The organism is Streptomyces sp. NPDC060028 (genome assembly GCF_042736725.1).
In the GTDB taxonomy this organism is placed as follows: domain Bacteria; phylum Actinomycetota; class Actinomycetes; order Streptomycetales; family Streptomycetaceae; genus Streptomyces.
In genome coordinates, this window is record NZ_JBHWVJ010000067.1 from 25429 (window position 1) to 42165 (window position 16737).

The following is a 16737-nucleotide window of genomic DNA, read 5'->3' on the forward strand; positions in this document are numbered from 1 at the left end:
GTCAGCGCACCATGTCGATCGACGTCAACAACGAGTCCGGAACCGAGGTCGACGAGCAGGCGATCCTCGACATCGCCCGCTACGCGCTCACCCGGATGCGGATCCACCCGCTCTCCGAGCTGTCCGTCATCGTCGTCGACGAGGCGGCGATGGAGCAGCTCCACATCCAGTGGATGGACCTGCCCGGACCCACCGACGTCATGTCGTTCCCGATGGACGAGCTCCGTCCGCCGGCGAAGGACGACGAGGAGCCCCCGCAGGGGCTCCTCGGTGACATCGTGCTCTGCCCCGAAGTGGCCAAGAAGCAGGGCGAAGAGGCCCCGACGCAGCACTCCATGGACGAGGAGCTCCAGCTCCTGACCGTCCACGGGGTGCTGCACCTGCTCGGCTACGACCACGAGGAGCCGGACGAGAAGGCCGAGATGTTCGGCCTGCAGGCGGCCATCGTCGACGGCTGGCGCGGTGAGCGGGGGATGACCGGCGCCTCGCCCGCCCCGACCGTCTCGTGACCGCCCCCCAACTGATCACCGGCGCGGTCCTGCTGGTGGTGGTGGCCTGGTTCGCGGCGTGCGCCGAGTCCGGGATCGCCCGCATTTCGAGCTTCCGTGCCGAGCAGGCCGTACGGGACGGGCGGCGCGGCAGCGCCAAGCTGGTCCAGGTCGCCGGCGATCCGACGCGCTACCTCAATGTCGCGCTGCTGGTCCGGGTCACCTGCGAGATGGCGGCGGGCGTGCTCGTCACGTACGTCTGCCTCGACGAGTTCGGCGAGAACTGGACCGCGCTGATCGTGGCCATCGCCGTGATGGTGCTGGTCTCCTTCGTCGCCGTGGGCGTGTCCCCGCGCACGATCGGCCGCCAGCACCCGCTCAACACCGCCACGGCGGCCGCGTACGTACTCGTGCCGCTGGCCCGGATCATGGGCCCCGTCCCGCAACTGCTGATCCTCATCGGCAACGCGCTCACGCCGGGCAAGGGCTTCCGCAAGGGGCCGTTCGCCTCCGAGGCCGAGCTGCGCGCGATGGTGGACCTGGCGGAGAAGGAATCGCTGATCGAGGACGACGAGCGCCGGATGGTGCACCAGGTCTTCGAGCTCGGCGACACCCTCGTGCGCGAGGTGATGGTGCCGCGCACGGACCTGATCTGCATCGAGCGGTACAAGACGGTCCGTCAGGCGACCACGCTCGCCCTGCGGTCGGGCTTCTCGCGGATACCGGTGACCGGGGAGAACGAGGACGACATCGTCGGGATCGTCTACCTGAAGGACCTGGTCCGCAAGACCCACATCAGCCGCGAGGCGGAGTCCGACCTGGTCTCCACGGTCATGCGGCCGGCGGTCTTCGTGCCCGACACCAAGAACGCGGGCGACCTGCTGCGCGAGATGCAGTTGGTACGCAACCACGTGGCCGTCGTCATCGACGAGTACGGCGGCACCGCGGGCATCGTCACCATCGAGGACATCCTGGAGGAGATCGTCGGCGAGATCACCGACGAGTACGACCGGGAGCTGCCGCCGGTGGAGGACCTCGGGGCGAACCGCTACCGGGTCACGGCGCGGCTGGACATCACCGACCTCGGGGAGCTGTTCAAGGTCGAGGCCTTCGACGACGAGGACGTGGAGACGGTCGGCGGGCTGCTGGCGAAGGCGCTGGGCCGGGTGCCGATCGCGGGCGCCTCGACGGTGGTGGACCTGCCGGACGGGCGTCCGCTGCGGCTGACCGCCGAGTCCCCGGCGGGGCGGCGGAACAAGATCGTGACCGTGCTGGTCGAGCCGGTGGTCCCGGCGGCGGCCGAGGGCGTGGAGGGCGAGTGACCCCGGAGCAGCTCCGGGCGCTCTGCCTGGACTTCAACGCGGCGGTGGAGGAGTTCCCCTTCACGCCCGAGACCTCGGTGTTCAAGGTGCTGGGGAAGGTGTTCGCGCTGTCGGCGCTGGACGGTCAGCCGCTCAAGGTCAACCTCAAGTGCGATCCGGAGCAGGCGGTCCGGCTGCGTCAGGAGCACGAGGCGATCGTGCCGGGCTGGCACATGAACAAGCGGCACTGGAACACGGTGACGGTCGGCGGCCCGGGAGCGCTGCCGGAGGCCCTGGTGCGGGAGCTGGTGGAGGACTCGTACGACCTGGTGGTCGCGGGTCTGCCGCGGGCGCAGCGGCTGCGACTTGACCGCGCGTGAGCTGCGGCCGCGGATGAAGCCCCCGCCCGGGATTCCTCGGGCCCAAGGTCACTGATCCCGAGGACTTTCGGACCGCGGGTCGCGCCTTGGCCGGCACTTAGGTTGGGCATTGCACCGCCAAGATCCAGGGGGGACAGGCGGACGGAGGGGAGAGCGCGTCGGCGGGGCCGTTGTAGGGCCCGGCCGACGCGCTCCATATGCTTCGGGGCATGACCGACAGCACGGGGATCGACCCCGAAGACAGCAAGATCATCACGCTGGCGCGCAGCGCCCGGGCCCGCAACGGCGTGCCCGAGGGGGCGGCGGTCCGGGATGAGACGGGTCGTACCTACGTCGCCGGGACCGTCGAGCTGGACTCCCTGAAGCTGAGCGCCCTGCAGACGGCCGTCGCGATGGCCGTGGCCAGCGGCGCCCGGTCCCTGGAGGCCGCCGCCGTCGTCAGCGCGGCCGACGCCCCCTCGGACGCCGACCGCGCCGCGGTCCGCGACCTCGGCGGCCCGGCCACCCCGGTCCTGCTCGCGGCCCCGGACGGCACCCTGAAGTCCACCACCCCGGCCGGCTGACCCCTCAGACGGCGGCCGGGACCGGGCGGCGGCGGATCACCATCGCCATCAGCGCGGCCATCGCGCACAGCGCCCCCGACGCGTACCAGACCATGTCGTACGTGCCGAACACATCGCGCGCCAGGCCCCCGAGGAAGGCCACCAGCGCCGCGCCCACCTGGTGCGAGGCCAGGACCCAGCCGAAGACGATCGCGCTGTCCTCCCCGTAGTGCTCGCGGCACAGCGCGATGGTCGGCGGCACGGTCGCGACCCAGTCCAGGCCGTAGAAGACGATGAACAGCAACATCGGCGGGTGCACGGACGGGGCCATCAGCATCGGCAGGAACAGCAGCGAGATCCCGCGCAGGGCGTAGTAGACGGCGAGCAGCCGGCGCGCCTCGAAGCGGTCCGTGAACCAGCCCGAGGCGATGGTGCCGACCACGTCGAAGACGCCGATCACCGCCAGCAGTCCGGCCGCCGCCGTCACCGGCATGCCGTGGTCGTGGGCCGCGGGCACGAAGTGCGTCTTGACCAGGCCGTTGGTCGAGGCCCCGCAGATCGCGAAGGTGCCCGCCAGCAGCCAGAACGGGCCGGTCCGGGCCGCCTTGAGCAGCACCGCCACCGCGCGCCGCGCCGCACCCGGAACCGGCGCGGGCTTGGGCGCGTACGTCCCGCCGTACGGGGCGAGGCCCACGTCGGCCGGGTGGTCGCGCAGCAGCAGCCACACGAAGGGGACCACCGCCAGGGCCGCCAGGGAGACGGTGACCGCCGCCGGGCGCCAGCCGTGGTGTTCCACCAGCCAGGACAGCAGCGGCAGGAAGATCAGCTGACCGGACGCGCCGGCCGCGGTGAGGATGCCGGTGACCAGGCCGCGCCGGGCGGTGAACCAGCGGTTGGTCACCGTCGCCGCGAAGGCCAGCGCCATCGAACCGCTGCCCAGCCCGACCAGGACGCCCCAGTACAGCACCAGTTGCCAGGACGCGGTCATCCACACCGTGGCCACCGATCCGGCGGATATGACGGTCAGTGCGAACGCGACGACCCGGCGGATGCCGAAGCGGTCCATCAGCGCGGCCGCGAAGGGCGCGGTGAGCCCGTACAGCGCGAGGTTCACGGAGACGGCGAAGCCGATCGTGCCGCGCGACCAGTCGAACTCGTCGTGCAGCGGCTCGATCAGCAGCCCGGGCAGGGAGGCGAAGGCGGCGGCGCCGATGATCGTCACGAAGCCGACGGCCGCCGCGAACCAGGCGCGGTGCACGCGCCCGGGCCGCCGGGGGGCGGCGGCGGAGGCGGGGCCGCCGGGGGAGGTGGGGGAGGCCGGTGTGGAGGCGGGGGTGGGGGCTGTCTGCGTCACGCAGTCAGCTTCCGGCGCGGGGGCCCCGTACGACAGTGGCCTGACCGACATGCTTCGGTACGATCGGGCCATGGACCCCGAGCCCTCGCCCGTCCCGGCATCCCGCGCGCACCGGGTCGTCGTCCTCGCCCTCGCCGGGCTGCTGCCCTTCGAACTGGGCATCCCGCACCGGATCTTCGGGCGCGCCAAGGATCCGGCCGGCCGCCCGCTGTACGAGATCCTCACCTGCGGGCTCGCCCCGGGACCGGTGCGCACCGACGCCGACTTCGCCGTCCACGTCGAGCACGGGCCCGAGCTGCTCGCCACGGCCGACACGGTGGTGGTGCCCGCCTCCTACGAGTTGGGTCCGGCGTACGAGCACGGGCGGCTCAGTGGCGAACTGGCGGCCGCCCTCGCGCACATCCGGCCCGGCACCCGGCTCGTCTCCATCTGCACGGGCGGGTACGTGCTGGCCGCCGCGGGGTATTTGGACGGCCGCCGGGCCACGACCCACTGGGCCTCCGCCGAGCACTTCCAGCGGACCTTCCCCGCCGTACGGGTGGACGCGGGCGTGCTCTACACCGACGACGGGGACGTGCTGACCTCCGCCGGTGTCGCCGCCGGCATCGACCTGTGCCTGCACATCGTGCGCCGCGACCACGGCGCGGCCGTCGCGAACGACGTGGCCCGGCGCACCGTCGTACCGCCCCACCGGGACGGCGGGCAGGCGCAGTTCATCGACCGCCCGGTGCCGCAGCCGCAGCTGGCCAGCACGACGGCGGCCCGGGCGTGGGTGCTGGACCGGCTCCACGAGCCGCTGCGGCTCACCGACCTGGCCCGGCAGGAAGCCATGTCGGTACGGACCTTCACGCGCCGCTTCCGGGAGGAGTCGGGGGTCAGCCCCGGCGAGTGGATCGTCGGGCAGCGGGTGGAGCGGGCCCGGCGGCTGCTGGAGCAGACGGACCTGCCGATGGAACAGGTGGCGCGGGAGACGGGCTTCGGGGCGGCGCAGTCGCTGCGCAAGCACGTGCAGGCGGCGCTGGGGGTGACGCCGACGGCCTACCGGCGCACCTTCCGCGCGACCGCGACCGCGAGCGCGACCGCGGTCCCGGGCCCGGGTCCGGCGCCCGGCCCGGGGGGACCCGCCGACCCTCCCATCTCCTGATGGGACATCAGTTGGTGCCGGGTCCGTGCATTGACTTATCCCGCCCCCCGCTCGTGAATGTCCCCCTGGCGCGGCGCGGAACCCAGGGGGCGGGCAGTGCGAGCAGGGACGCGGCACAGGAGATGGTCGGCGGCCGTCGGCGTGGCCGTACTCGCGGCCGGGGCCGCGGGTGCGCTGAGTGCGCCGGCCGCCGCCGATGGGGAAACGCCGCCGGGGCAGGTGGAGTTCCCGAGCCGTTGCCTGCCGCCGCAGGAGGCCGGGCTGCCGCCCGCCGACGGGACCACCACGGCCCGGATCACGGTCGGCGACCCGCAGCCGCGCGTCGGCGACACCGTCACCGTGACCTACCAGGTGACCAGCACGCCCGCCGTGAACCCGGTCGGCGGTGAGCTGCCCGCCGACGTGCTGACCCCGACCGGGGTGATCGTGCTCGGGGGAGCGCAGAACGGCCGGGTCACGGTCGTCGGGGCCAAGCGGAACGAGCCCGTCGGGGCGGGCGCGGCCCTGCCCGGCGTCACCATGACCGGGACCTTCACCGTCACCGCGCCGGGCGGGATCACCCTCACCCCCGGCGGCTACACCCTGCACACCAGCCACCTCCTCGACCTGGACACCACCTGCGAGGCCGCGACCGCCACCGCGGCCCCCGTCGCCGAAGGGCTCACGGCCACTGCGCTGCCCACGGCCAACCTGCGGGGCGTCTCGCTCGGCGCGGCCTCCGGGAAACCGGGCGCCAAGGTCAAGGTCACCGGTGCCGGCTTCGCCCCCGGCGCCGCCGTGACCCTGGCCGGGCGCGCGGGCGCGGCCGAGACCGCCGACCGGGTCGCGGCCACCGCCGACGAGCTGGGGGTGGTCCTGGCGGAGCTGGCGGTCACCGACAGGGCGACCACGGGCGTGGTGGCGTACGAGGGCGCGGCCTGGTCGGCGGGGCTGGGCTCCGGACCGGCCGCGTACACGGTCATCGACGCCGCCCCGATGCCGCCGGGCACGCAGAAGGTGACGGCGGTGGTGGAGCCGGGCGCGCTGGGCATGACCCAGGCCGGCGAGAGCGTGACGCTGGGCGCGGTCCCGTACGGCGACGGCGGCGCGGCCCCCGGGCGGATCGGGACCGTGACCGTCAAGGACGCCCGCGGGGGCCCGGCCGGGTGGTCGCTGATCGGCAAGGTCACGGACTTCACGGGTCCGGGCGGGGCCCGCATCCCGGGCGCGTCCCTGAGCTGGACCCCGTCCTGCACGGCCGCCGCGGGCAGCCCGAGCGCGTGTACGCCGGGCAGTGCGGGTGTGGTCGGGCCGGACGGTGCGGTGCTGGCGTCGACCGCGGACGCCGCGCTGGTCGGCGGCACGTTCGCGGTGGACGCGACGGTCGCGCTCCGGATCCCGCCGTACACCGCGCCGGGCGCCTACACCGCGGTGCTGACCCTGACCCTGTCGTGACCCCGCCCCGCCCTTCCGCCGATACCCGGGCGCTGCCCGGACCCGCGCCTCGGACGCCGGCGGGGCTGAGATGGCCCTGGTGGGCCGCACGGGCCGTGACTGCCGTCGCCGCCGTGCTGGTCGGGGTCGGGCTGTTCGGCGCAGCCGGGCCGGCCGCCGCCGCGGACAACGGCCAGTGGTCCGTGCTCCCCGCCGCCAACACCGTCGGCCAGCGGCCGTACTTCTACCTCTCCGCCGCCCCCGGCGCAGCGGTCAGCGACTCCGTCACCGTCGCCAACCGCACCGACCGCCCCCGCACCTTCCGCCTCTACGCCGCCGACGCCTACAACACCGCCCGCGACGGCGGCTTCGCGCTGCGCGGCCCCGAGGAGCCCCGCCGCGCCACCGCAGCCTGGGCCCGGCTCGACCGGGAGCGGGTGACCGTGCCCGCCGGCGCGGCGGTCAGCGTCGGCTTCACGCTCACCGTCCCCGACCGGGCCGAGCCGGGGGACCACCCCGGCGCCATCGTCGCCCTGGAGGAGCAGCCCGCCGCGGCCACCGCGCAGGGGATCGGCGTACAGCAAGCCGTCGCCGCCCGGCTGTACCTCCGGGTCACCGGCCCCACCGCCCCCGCCCTCGCCGTCGAGGACCTCCGGGTCACGCCGCACGGGTCCGGCGCGGAGGTCTCGTACACGCTGCACAACCTCGGCAACGTCACCCTGCGCCCCCGCGCCACCCTCACCGCCTCCGCAACCCTCGGCCGCCGGCTCCTCGACCGCACGCTCACCGGCCTCCCGGCCGAACTGTTGCCGGGCCGCCAGGTGCGGCTCACCACCGGCTGGGCGGACCCGCCGACGGTGGAATGGGCCCAGGTCACGGTGGTGGCGGGGGCCTCGGGGACCAGCGCGCGGGCGAGCGCCGACTACGCCGCGCACCCCTCCCTGACGGCCTGGCTCGCGGGCGTCCTCGCCCTCGCGGCGGTGGCCTGGTCGGCGCTGGGAGCCGCATCGGGGAGAATGGCCCGTATGAGCGATCGTTCCCCCGAGTCCACCAGCCCGCACCGTGCGGGCTTCGCCTGCTTCATCGGCCGCCCCAACGCGGGGAAGTCGACCCTGACCAACGCACTCGTGGGCACCAAGGTCGCGATCACCTCCAACCGGCCGCAGACCACCCGCCACACCGTCCGCGGCATCGTGCACCGCCCCGACGCCCAGCTCGTCCTGGTCGACACGCCCGGCCTGCACAAGCCGCGCACGCTCCTCGGCGAGCGGCTGAACGACGTCGTGCGCACCACCTGGGCCGAGGTCGACGTCATCGGCTTCTGCCTGCCGGCCGACCAGAAGCTCGGCCCGGGCGACAAGTTCATCGCGAAGGAGCTCGCGGGGATCAAGAAGACCCCCAAGATCGCCATCGTGACGAAGACCGACCTCGTCGACTCCAAGCAGCTCGCCGAGCAGCTCCTCGCGATCCACCAGCTCAGCGCGGAGCTGGGCTTCGAGTGGGCCGAGATCGTCCCGGTCTCGGCCGTCGGCGACAGCCAGGTCCAGCTGCTGGCCGACCTGATCGCGCCGCTGCTGCCGGAGAGCCCGCCGCTGTACCCGGAGGGCGACCTCACCGACGAGCCCGAGATGGTGATGGTCGCGGAACTGATCCGCGAGGCCGCCCTCGAAGGCGTACGGGACGAGCTCCCGCACTCCATCGCGGTCGTGGTGGAGGAGATGATCCCCCGGGAGAACCGCCCGGCGGACCGGCCGCTGCTCGACATCCACGCCAACGTCTACATCGAGCGGCCGAGCCAGAAGGGCATCATCATCGGCCCGAAGGGCTCCCGCCTGAAGGAGGTCGGCATGAAGTCGCGCAAGCACATCGAGGCGCTGCTGGGGACGCCGGTCTTCCTCGACCTGCACGTGAAGGTCGCCAAGGACTGGCAGCGCGACCCCAAGCAGCTGCGCAAGCTCGGCTTCTAGCCGTTCGGGCGGGACGGCCTCTTCAGGCCGCCCGCCGCACCTTCAGCACGTTGTTCGTATGGGTCCCGGGCCGGCCTTCAGGGTCGGTCCGGGCCTGTACGTGTTCCTCCGCCGCCAGCACCGTCCAGGCGCCCTCCGGCAGCTCCAGCTGCGCGAGGACCTGCTCCGGGGTCGGGAAGTCGATCTCCGAGTGGGCGTCCGGGTCCCAGGACGGCCCACCCGCGTGGCCGACCACCAGCAGGACCCCGCCGGGGGCCACGGCGGCGGCGGCCGACCGCAGGATCCGGGCGCGCGGGAAGTCTCCGTAGCTGTGCAGGAAGCACGCCGAGACGAGGTCGAACTCCCCTTCGGGGAAGGACTCGGCGAAGTCGTGCCGCTGCCAGTCGACGCGGTCGGCGACCCCCGCCTCGGCGGCGTGCTCCGCCGCCCGCCCGAGGGCGACCTTCGAGATGTCGGTGCCGGTGACGTGCCACCCCCTGCGGGCCAGCCAGACGGTGTCGGCGCCCTCGCCGCAGCCCAGGTCCAGAGCCCGGCCGGGGGCCAGGTCCTCGGCCTCCCGGACCAGGAGCGCGTTGGCCTTGCCGCTCCAGATGCGGGTGCTCTCGCGGTAGCGGCCGTCCCAGAACTCCTCGCCACCGGCGGGCTCCGCGGCGGGGGCCTGGGCGTGTTCGTGCTGGTGCATGGGGAGCCTTCTTCCTGAACGGGGCCGATGCCTCCGATGCTCCGCCCGCCCCGCCCCTTGGGCAAACTCCGTTGCCGTTCCGGCAAACCGCTACAGCGACGGCTCCGCGATCAGGGCCGTACCGGCGCGCCGGAAGCCGAGGCGGGCGTAGATCCGGGCCACGTCCTCGTCGCCCGCCGAGAGGAACACGGTCCGGACCCCCTGCGCGAGGGCGTCCGAGACCAGCGCCGCCGTGACCGCGAGGGCCAGGCCGCGCCGGCGCGCCGCGGGAAGGGTCCCGACGCCCACGACCTCGGCGACCTGGCCGACCGGGTTGTACTGGCCCGAACACAGCACCACGCCGCCCTGCGCAGCGGCCGCCAGGACGGTCCGGCCCGACGCGATCATCCCGGAGACCCGGGCCCGGCGCGGCTCCACGGACGGGTCCTGCGCCGCCACGGCCAGCTCCGCCGGACCGGCCTCGCCCACCGCCGTGCCCGGCGCCGCGAAGGCCAGCATCGGGACCGTCACCGCCGCGCCCAGCAGGGCGTCGTCCGCGCCGAGCACCCGTACGTCCGGATGCGCGGGAAGGAGGCGCGGGCGGGCCGCGGCGGGGTCCAGCACCATCAGCGGGTGCGCGTGGACGTGCAGCCCGGCAGCTTCCACCGCGGCCCGCAGGGAGGGGGTGGTTTCGGCCACCCACTCGAAGGACTCGGGGACCTTCAGCTCCCGCTGGCGGGCCAGCACCCGCTCCACGTCGGCCACCGAAACCTCCGGGGCGTCCGCGCGGTCCGGGGCGCCCAGCACGGGCCGCGCGTAGTACGGCCAGCCCGCACCCTCCTGGACGAACAGGGTCAGCGGCCCGATGTCCTCGGCCCGCGCCCCACCCGCCCGCGGGGCCGTGTCGTAGTAGCGCTCCAGCGTGGACAGCAGTGTCTTCTCGGTCATTCGAGCCATCCAAGCAAGACGAGGCGTCCAGGGCACCCCCATTACCGGCGGAGCCCCGGCCGCGCAGGGTCCGCGCGCCTACGCCCCCTCCTTCAGCACCCGCGAGATCAGCGTCCGCTGGGCCTCCGTGAGGTTCGGGTCCTGGCAGAGCACCGTGCGCCCGTCCACCGTGATCCGGTACGAGAACCCGTCCCGCACCCGGTCCGCCGGGGGGCCCGGCGGGGCGGGCCGCAGGGCCAGCCGGGCCAGGGCCCGCCACTCGTCCTCTTCGGGCAGGCCCGAGGTGTCCACCTCGGCCCGGCGCTCGATCCCCGCGAAACCGCCCGTCCGCACCACCGAAATCCGCATGCCCGACCTTCTACCCCAGGCCGACCGCCGACCACGCCTTCTGCAGGGCCTGGTGCTCGGCGCCGCCTTCCCCGTACCGGGCCACGGCCGCCTCGACCGTCAGCCGGGCGAAGTCCGTGAACTGCGCGGCCGGGGCCAGCCGCCCGCCCGTCAGGGTGTCGTACCAGATCTGCCCGGCCCGCTCCCAGGCCTTGCCGCCCAGCTCGCTCGCCACGAGGTAGAAGGCGTGGTTGGGGATGCCGGAGTTGATGTGCACCCCGCCGTTGTCGCGCGTGGTGCGCACGTAGCCGTCCATCGTCGCCGGCTGCGGGTCCTTGCCGAGCACGTCGTCCTCGTACGCCGTCCCGGGCGCCTTCATGGACCGCAGGGCCTGGCCGCTGTCGACGCCCGGCCCCAGCAGCCCGGCGCCGATCAGCCAGTCCGCCTCGGCGGCGCCCTGGTCGAGCGAGTACTGCTTGATGAGGGAGCCGAAGACGTCCGACATGGATTCGTTGAGCGCGCCGGACTGGCCGTGGTACTCCAGGTTCGCCGAGTACTGGGTGACCCCGTGCGTCAGCTCGTGCCCGATGACGTCCACCGAGACGGTGAAGTCGAGGAAGAGGTCCCCGTCGCCGTCGCCGAACACCATCTGGCTGCCGTCCCAGAAGGCGTTGTTGTACAGCCGGTCGTAGTGGACGGTGGCGTCGAGGGGCAGGCCGGCGTCGTCGATCGAGTGGCGTCCGAAGGCCTTGAGGTACAGCTCGAAGGTCGCGCCGAGCCCGGCGTAGGCACGGTTGACGCTGACGTCCTTGCTCGCGTCCCCGCCCTCGCTGCGCACTTTCTTGCCGGGCAGCCTGGTGCGGTGCTGGGCATCGTAGATCGTCCGCTCCGGAGTCTCGGGCGGCGTGGCGCCCGGGGCGGGAACGAGGGCGGCCAGCTGCCGCCGGACGCGGTGCGAGGCGTCCAGTTCGAGCGTGTTGCGCGCGGCGGCGGCCCGCTCGGGGAGCTCGGACCGGGCGAGCCGGTCGAGGATGTGCGGCGGCACGACACCGCAGAAGACGGGCCGGCGGCGGGAAACGTGGGAGGCGTCCATCCCGGCAATGTGGCAGTGCGTGACGTCGGTGTCACTAGCGGCGACCATGATTCATTCCCATGTCTGAAACCGGTCGCGTCGCGTTGACGGATCGACCCGACCTCAGGGCATCAAAAGAGGCGTAACTCACAAAGGGGTATAAATCGGACCCCGGGGTCTTGCATACTGAAACAGGTCCTCGCGATACGGCGCGGCTCGGTTAGGCTCGGCCCATCATGCGTTTCGGGCTGCTTCTCCTTAGCTGCCGCGGCGAGGGTCTGTAGTCGTAGGCCGGCCCCCTCCCCGCGGAGTTTGGTGTTGCGGTTTTTACGACCGCCGTCGGCCGTCCCAGCGAACTACACGCGGACACGCGAGGAGCCCAACGCCATGAGCCAGCAGCCTTTTGTCGGTCGCCCCACGCCCATCACCAACGCGACCCACTCCCAGAAGCCCTCCGGGATGCCGATCCACAAGTACGGCCGGTACGAGCAGGTGGACATCCCGGACCGCACCTGGCCGGACGCCCGCGTCACCAAGGCTCCGCGCTGGCTGTCGACCGACCTGCGCGACGGCAACCAGTCGCTGATCGACCCGATGACCCCCGCCCGCAAGCGCGAGATGTTCGACCTGCTGGTGCGCATGGGCTACAAGGAGATCGAGGTCGGCTTCCCCTCCTCCGGCGACACCGACTTCGCCTTCGTGCGCTCCATCATCGAAGAGGGCGCGATCCCGGACGACGTCACCATCTCCGTCCTGACCCAGGCCCGCGAGGACCTGATCGAGCGGACCGTGGAGTCGCTGGTCGGCGCCAAGCGCGCCACCGTGCACCTGTACAACGCGACCGCCCCGACCTTCCGCCGGGTCGTCTTCCGCGGCTCCAAGGAGCAGATCAAGCAGATTGCCGTCGACGGCACCCGCCTGGTCATGGAGTACGCCGAGAAGCTGCTGGGCCCCGAGACCACCTTCGGCTACCAGTACAGCCCGGAGATCTTCACCGACACCGAGCTGGACTTCGCCCTGGAGGTCTGCGAGGCCGTCTGTGACGTCTGGCAGCCGGCCGAGGGCCGCGAGATCATCCTGAACCTGCCCGCCACCGTGGAGCGCTCCACGCCGTCCACGCACGCGGACCGCTTCGAGTGGATGTCCCGCAACCTGACCCGCCGCGCGCACGTCTGCATCTCCGTACACCCGCACAACGACCGCGGCACCGCCGTGGCCGCCGCCGAACTGGCCCTGATGGCCGGCGCCGACCGCATCGAGGGCTGCCTGTTCGGGCAGGGCGAGCGCACCGGCAACGTCGACCTGATCACGCTGGGCATGAACCTGTTCTCCCAGGGCATCGACCCGCAGATCGACTTCTCGCAGATCGACGAGATCCGTCGCACCAGCGAGTACTGCAATCAGATGGAGGTCCACCCGCGCCACCCCTACGCGGGCGACCTGGTCTACACCGCCTTCTCCGGCTCCCACCAGGACGCCATCAAGAAGGGCTTCGACGCCATGGAGGCCGACGCGGCCGCCCAGGGCAAGACCGTGGACGACATCGAGTGGGCGGTCCCCTACCTGCCCATCGACCCGAAGGACGTCGGCCGCTCCTACGAGGCCGTCATCCGGGTCAACTCGCAGTCCGGCAAGGGCGGCATCGCGTACGTCCTGAAGAACGACCACAAGCTGGACCTGCCGCGCCGCATGCAGATCGAGTTCTCCCGGATCATCCAGGCCAAGACCGACGCCGAGGGCGGCGAGGTCACGCCGAAGGCGATCTGGGACGTCTTCTCGGACGAGTACCTGCCCAACCCCGAAAACCCGTGGGGACGCATCCAGCTGCGCTCCGGCCAGACCACCACCGACAAGGACGGCACGGACACGCTGACCGTCGAGGCGGTCGTGGACGGCGTGGAGACCGTGCTGAACGGCACCGGCAACGGCCCGATCTCGGCCTTCTTCGACGCGCTGGCCGGCATCGGCATCGACGCCCGCCTGCTGGACTACACCGAGCACACGATGAGCGAGGGCGCCTCCGCCGTGGCCGCCTCGTACATCGAGTGCGCGATCGACGGCCGCGTCCTGTGGGGCATCGGCATCGACGCCAACACCACCCGCGCCTCCCTGAAGGCGGTCATCTCCGCCGTCAACCGCGCGGGCCGCTGATCCGCCGCTGACGCAGCCCCGCCCCTCCCACCGGAGGAGGCGGGGCTGAGCCATGTCAGGGCCGGTTCCGGGCCGCTCCGGGCGGGGGCGCAGACCGGCCAAGTACGGCAGTCGGCGGATGTTGTCTTGTCACACGGCTGACGCATCCTCACCGATGTGGCTAACATCACGCCAACCCGGCGATGTTGCCGGAGGGTTACGGAGGTGCGACGTGCTGCCAGTTCGGGGTGGGGACGGCCGGAAGCTGACGGTCTGGGGCATCCGTACCACCTGGTGCACCGTGGGGGACGGGGAGTTCTTCTGCCCCGACTGCGGTGGCGACCGGAACTACCGCCGGCGCACCGGGCGCCGCCGGTTCACCGTCCTCGGGGTCCCGCTGCTGCCGCGCGGGTACGCCGGGCCCGTGGTGGAGTGCCAGGGCTGCCGGCAGCGCTTCGGCACCGACGCGCTGGACCACCTGACCACCACCCGCTTCTCCGCCCTGCTGCGCGACGCCGTGCACACCGTGGCCCTGGCCGTGCTGGCCGCCGGCGGGACCGCCTCGCGCAGCGCGCTGGAGGCCGCTGTGGGCGCCGTACGGGCCGCCGGGTTCCAGGACTGCACCGAGGAGCAGCTGGAGTCCCTCGTGGAGGCGCTGGCCACCGACGAGGGCCGGCTCGGGCTGTACGACGGCCCCGAGTGCTGCGGGGCCGCCCTGTCGATAGAGCTCCACGAGGCGCTCGAGCCGCTGGCACCGCACCTGGCTGCCGCGGGGCGTGAGTCGATGCTGCTGCAGGGCGCTCGTATCGCGCTCGCGGACGGGCCGTACATCCCGGCCGAGCGCGAGGTGCTGGCCACGGTGGGCGCGGCGCTGCGGATCGACTCGGACGAGGTCGCGCGGCTGCTCTCCGCGGTCCGGGCGCCGTAGCCGTACGGGGCCGAAACCGCTCGGCCGGACGTAACGATCCGGCCTCGCACCCCCGGTTTCGAGCCGCTCGCGGTCCCGCGCGAACCTCGGAGCCGAGCGCTCCGGGCCCGGGGGTCCACCCCTCGGACGCCCGGAGCGCCGCGCTCGGGTTTGCGCGGCCGAACGCCCGCAAACGCTTTACCCGCACGTCAGCCCGCCCCTGCTTCGCGTTCGCGCAGCGGGGGCGGGCGCTTCGGTGTGCCCGGGTGCGTACTCCATGGCCAGGGCCCCCGCCATGGGAGAAACCTACAGATCTGGCATCACCAAACGTCAACACTTTGTAGAAGTCGACGATATCTGTGAGGACCCCCACAGGCGTTCAATTCCGGTCACACGACGAGACGCCGCCGGTAACACCGCGGGGCTTCGATTCACGTGAATTCACTGACAACCCTGGCGGACCAACGGGTTAGCGACCCACTCCGAGCAGGGATGACCAGATCTCCTCTCGTTACCTACCTCATTGAAGGGCAAGGCAGAGATGGCACGTGTCGCCGCCCGGCTTTCCGCCAACGGAGAGCAGAGCACGCACCCGGTCGACGAGGTGCTCCCCCTCCCCAAGCTCGCGCTGTACGGCTTCCAGCACGTACTCGCCTTCTACGCCGGCGCGGTGATCGTCCCGATCATCGTGGGAGGCGCCCTCGGGCTCACCACCGAGCAGCTGGTCTACCTGATCAACGCCGACCTGTTCACCTGCGGCATCGCCTCGATCATCCAGGCGTGGGGCATCGGCCGGGTCGGGGCGCGCCTGCCCCTGATCCAGGGCGTCACCTTCACCGCGGTGTCCCCGATGATCGCCATCGGCCTCGGGGCGGGCGGCGGGACGGCGGGCCTGCTCGTGGTCTACGGCGCGGTCATCACGGCCGGCATCGCCACCTTCGCCTTCGCCTGGCTGCCCCCCAAGGCCTTCCGTACGGTCATGAGGCTCTTCCCGCCGGTCGTCACCGGCACGGTCATCACCGTCCTCGGCATCGTGCTGATCCCCGTCGGCCTGAACGATGCGGCGGGCGGCGTCGGCAGTCCCGACTTCGGCGACCCCAAGCACTTCGCCTACGCCGGCGGCACGATGCTCTTCATCCTCGTCCTGATGAAGCTCGGCAAGCCCTTCCTCTCCAGCATCTCCATCCTGCTCGGCCTGGTCGGCGGCACCCTCGTCGCCTTCCTGCTCGGCGACGCCAAGTTCGGCGACGTGAGCCACTCGGACTGGATCGGCATCACCACCCCGTTCCACTACGGAGCCCCGAAGTTCGCGTGGTTCCCGATCCTGCTGATGCTCATCGTCATGCTGATCACCATGGTCGAGACCACCGGTGACACGTACGCCGTCGGCGACATCGTCGGCAAGGAGATCGACAGCGAGACCGTGGCCCGGGCCCTGCGCGCCGACGGAGCCGCGACCGCCCTCGGCGGCATCCTCAACTCCTTCCCGTACGTGGCCTTCGCCGAGAACGTCGGCCTGGTCCGCATGACCAAGGTCAAGAGCCGGTTCGTCGTCGTCGCGGCCGGTGTCTTCATGATCGTCCTCGGTCTGATCCCGAAGGCCGCCGCGATCGTCGCCGCGGTCCCGCACGGAGTGCTCGGCGGCGCGGCGACGGTGATGTTCGCCATGGTGGCCCTGGCAGGCATCCAGACCCTGGCCAAGGTCGACCTCAAGGAAGAGAAGAACGCGCTCGTCGTGGGCGTCTCCCTGGCCTTCGCGCTGCTGCCCGCCACGGTCCCGGTGCTCTTCAAGGACCACATGGACGCGGACCTCTCCTCGCTCCTCAACAGCGGCGTGACGCTCGGTGCCACGGCCGCGATCGTCCTGAACCTGATCTTCAACGGCCTCGGCAAGGACGACGCGCACAGCGTCCCCCGGGTCGAGCTGCCCGCCCAGGCGGCCGCCCCGGCCGAGGCCGAGACGGTCGCCGAGGCCGCCGTCGGCGTCGCGGTCGCGGCCACGGCCGGCGGCGGCGAGAAGGCCGACGGGGACGACGCGTCGACACCCGCGACCTGAGCCTCCCCAGGGGTGACGGCCCTGCGTCCGGACCCGGGTCCGGACGC

Annotated in this window: 15 protein-coding genes and 1 pseudogene; 11 read left to right on the plus strand and 5 right to left on the minus strand. The window is 72.6% G+C overall.

Features of this window, described 5'->3' with window-relative positions:
- Window positions 1-11: 11 nt before the first annotated feature.
- The 4 genes from ybeY (at window position 12) to ACFWBF_RS27500 (ending at window position 2732) form a co-directional block, all read left to right on the plus strand.
- Complete coding sequence (gene ybeY / locus ACFWBF_RS27485; RefSeq protein ID WP_385229666.1) at window positions 12-509, plus strand: rRNA maturation RNase YbeY; 498 nt, start codon at window positions 12-14, stop codon at window positions 507-509.
- Entirely contained in the window at window positions 506-1810 is a 1305-nt protein-coding gene (locus ACFWBF_RS27490; RefSeq protein ID WP_385606590.1) for a hemolysin family protein, read from the plus strand. The genes ybeY and ACFWBF_RS27490 overlap by 4 nt, the downstream gene beginning before the upstream one ends.
- Window positions 1807-2169, plus strand: a complete 363-nt coding sequence (locus ACFWBF_RS27495; RefSeq protein WP_385606591.1) for an MmcQ/YjbR family DNA-binding protein — start codon at window positions 1807-1809, stop codon at window positions 2167-2169. Before ACFWBF_RS27490 ends, ACFWBF_RS27495 begins: the two co-directional genes overlap by 4 nt.
- A gap of 209 nt (window positions 2170-2378) precedes the next feature.
- Entirely contained in the window at window positions 2379-2732 is a 354-nt protein-coding gene (locus ACFWBF_RS27500) for a cytidine deaminase (protein ID WP_385606593.1), read from the plus strand.
- A gap of 4 nt (window positions 2733-2736) precedes the next feature.
- On the opposite strand, the gene ACFWBF_RS27505 is transcribed toward ACFWBF_RS27500, so the two are convergent.
- Window positions 2737-4065, minus strand: a complete 1329-nt coding sequence (locus ACFWBF_RS27505) for an MFS transporter (RefSeq protein WP_385606594.1) — start codon at window positions 4063-4065, stop codon at window positions 2737-2739.
- A 70-nt stretch (window positions 4066-4135) separates the two neighbouring features.
- On the opposite strand from ACFWBF_RS27505, the gene ACFWBF_RS27510 reads away from it, so the two are divergent.
- The 4 genes and pseudogenes from ACFWBF_RS27510 (at window position 4136) to era (ending at window position 8589) form a co-directional block, all read left to right on the plus strand.
- Complete coding sequence (locus ACFWBF_RS27510) at window positions 4136-5209, plus strand: GlxA family transcriptional regulator (RefSeq protein WP_385606596.1); 1074 nt, start codon at window positions 4136-4138, stop codon at window positions 5207-5209.
- A gap of 96 nt (window positions 5210-5305) precedes the next feature.
- Window positions 5306-6643: a beta-xylosidase gene (locus tag ACFWBF_RS27515; RefSeq protein ID WP_385606598.1), complete on the plus strand. Its 1338-nt coding sequence runs from the start codon at window positions 5306-5308 to the stop codon at window positions 6641-6643.
- A 182-nt stretch (window positions 6644-6825) separates the two neighbouring features.
- Window positions 6826-7137 (plus strand): annotated as a pseudogene (locus ACFWBF_RS27520) (WxL protein peptidoglycan domain-containing protein); the annotation flags it as partial.
- Between the two features lie 501 nt (window positions 7138-7638).
- Complete coding sequence (gene era / locus ACFWBF_RS27525; protein ID WP_385606609.1) at window positions 7639-8589, plus strand: GTPase Era; 951 nt, start codon at window positions 7639-7641, stop codon at window positions 8587-8589.
- A 22-nt stretch (window positions 8590-8611) separates the two neighbouring features.
- On the opposite strand, the gene ACFWBF_RS27530 is transcribed toward era, so the two are convergent.
- The 4 genes from ACFWBF_RS27530 to ACFWBF_RS27545 form a co-directional block, all read right to left on the minus strand.
- Entirely contained in the window at window positions 8612-9271 is a 660-nt protein-coding gene (locus ACFWBF_RS27530) for an SAM-dependent methyltransferase (protein ID WP_385606600.1), read from the minus strand.
- Window positions 9272-9361: 90 nt separating this feature from the next.
- Window positions 9362-10198 (minus strand): GNAT family N-acetyltransferase, encoded by an 837-nt coding sequence (locus tag ACFWBF_RS27535; protein WP_385606601.1) that lies wholly within the window; start codon window positions 10196-10198, stop codon window positions 9362-9364.
- A 78-nt stretch (window positions 10199-10276) separates the two neighbouring features.
- The gene (locus tag ACFWBF_RS27540) at window positions 10277-10546 is read right to left on the minus strand and encodes a protealysin inhibitor emfourin (protein WP_385606603.1); all 270 of its coding nucleotides are present in this window, start codon (window positions 10544-10546) and stop codon (window positions 10277-10279) included.
- A 10-nt stretch (window positions 10547-10556) separates the two neighbouring features.
- Window positions 10557-11618, minus strand: a complete 1062-nt coding sequence (locus tag ACFWBF_RS27545) for a M4 family metallopeptidase (protein WP_385606611.1) — start codon at window positions 11616-11618, stop codon at window positions 10557-10559.
- Between the two features lie 366 nt (window positions 11619-11984).
- On the opposite strand from ACFWBF_RS27545, the gene leuA reads away from it, so the two are divergent.
- From leuA to ACFWBF_RS27560, 3 genes are all read left to right on the plus strand, one after another.
- Window positions 11985-13748: a 2-isopropylmalate synthase gene (gene leuA, locus ACFWBF_RS27550; protein WP_385606604.1), complete on the plus strand. Its 1764-nt coding sequence runs from the start codon at window positions 11985-11987 to the stop codon at window positions 13746-13748.
- A gap of 211 nt (window positions 13749-13959) precedes the next feature.
- Window positions 13960-14655 (plus strand): TerB family tellurite resistance protein, encoded by a 696-nt coding sequence (locus ACFWBF_RS27555; RefSeq protein WP_385606605.1) that lies wholly within the window; start codon window positions 13960-13962, stop codon window positions 14653-14655.
- A gap of 520 nt (window positions 14656-15175) precedes the next feature.
- Window positions 15176-16690, plus strand: coding sequence for a nucleobase:cation symporter-2 family protein (locus ACFWBF_RS27560; RefSeq protein WP_385606607.1), 1515 nt, complete (start codon window positions 15176-15178; stop codon window positions 16688-16690).
- Window positions 16691-16737: the final 47 nt, after the last annotated feature.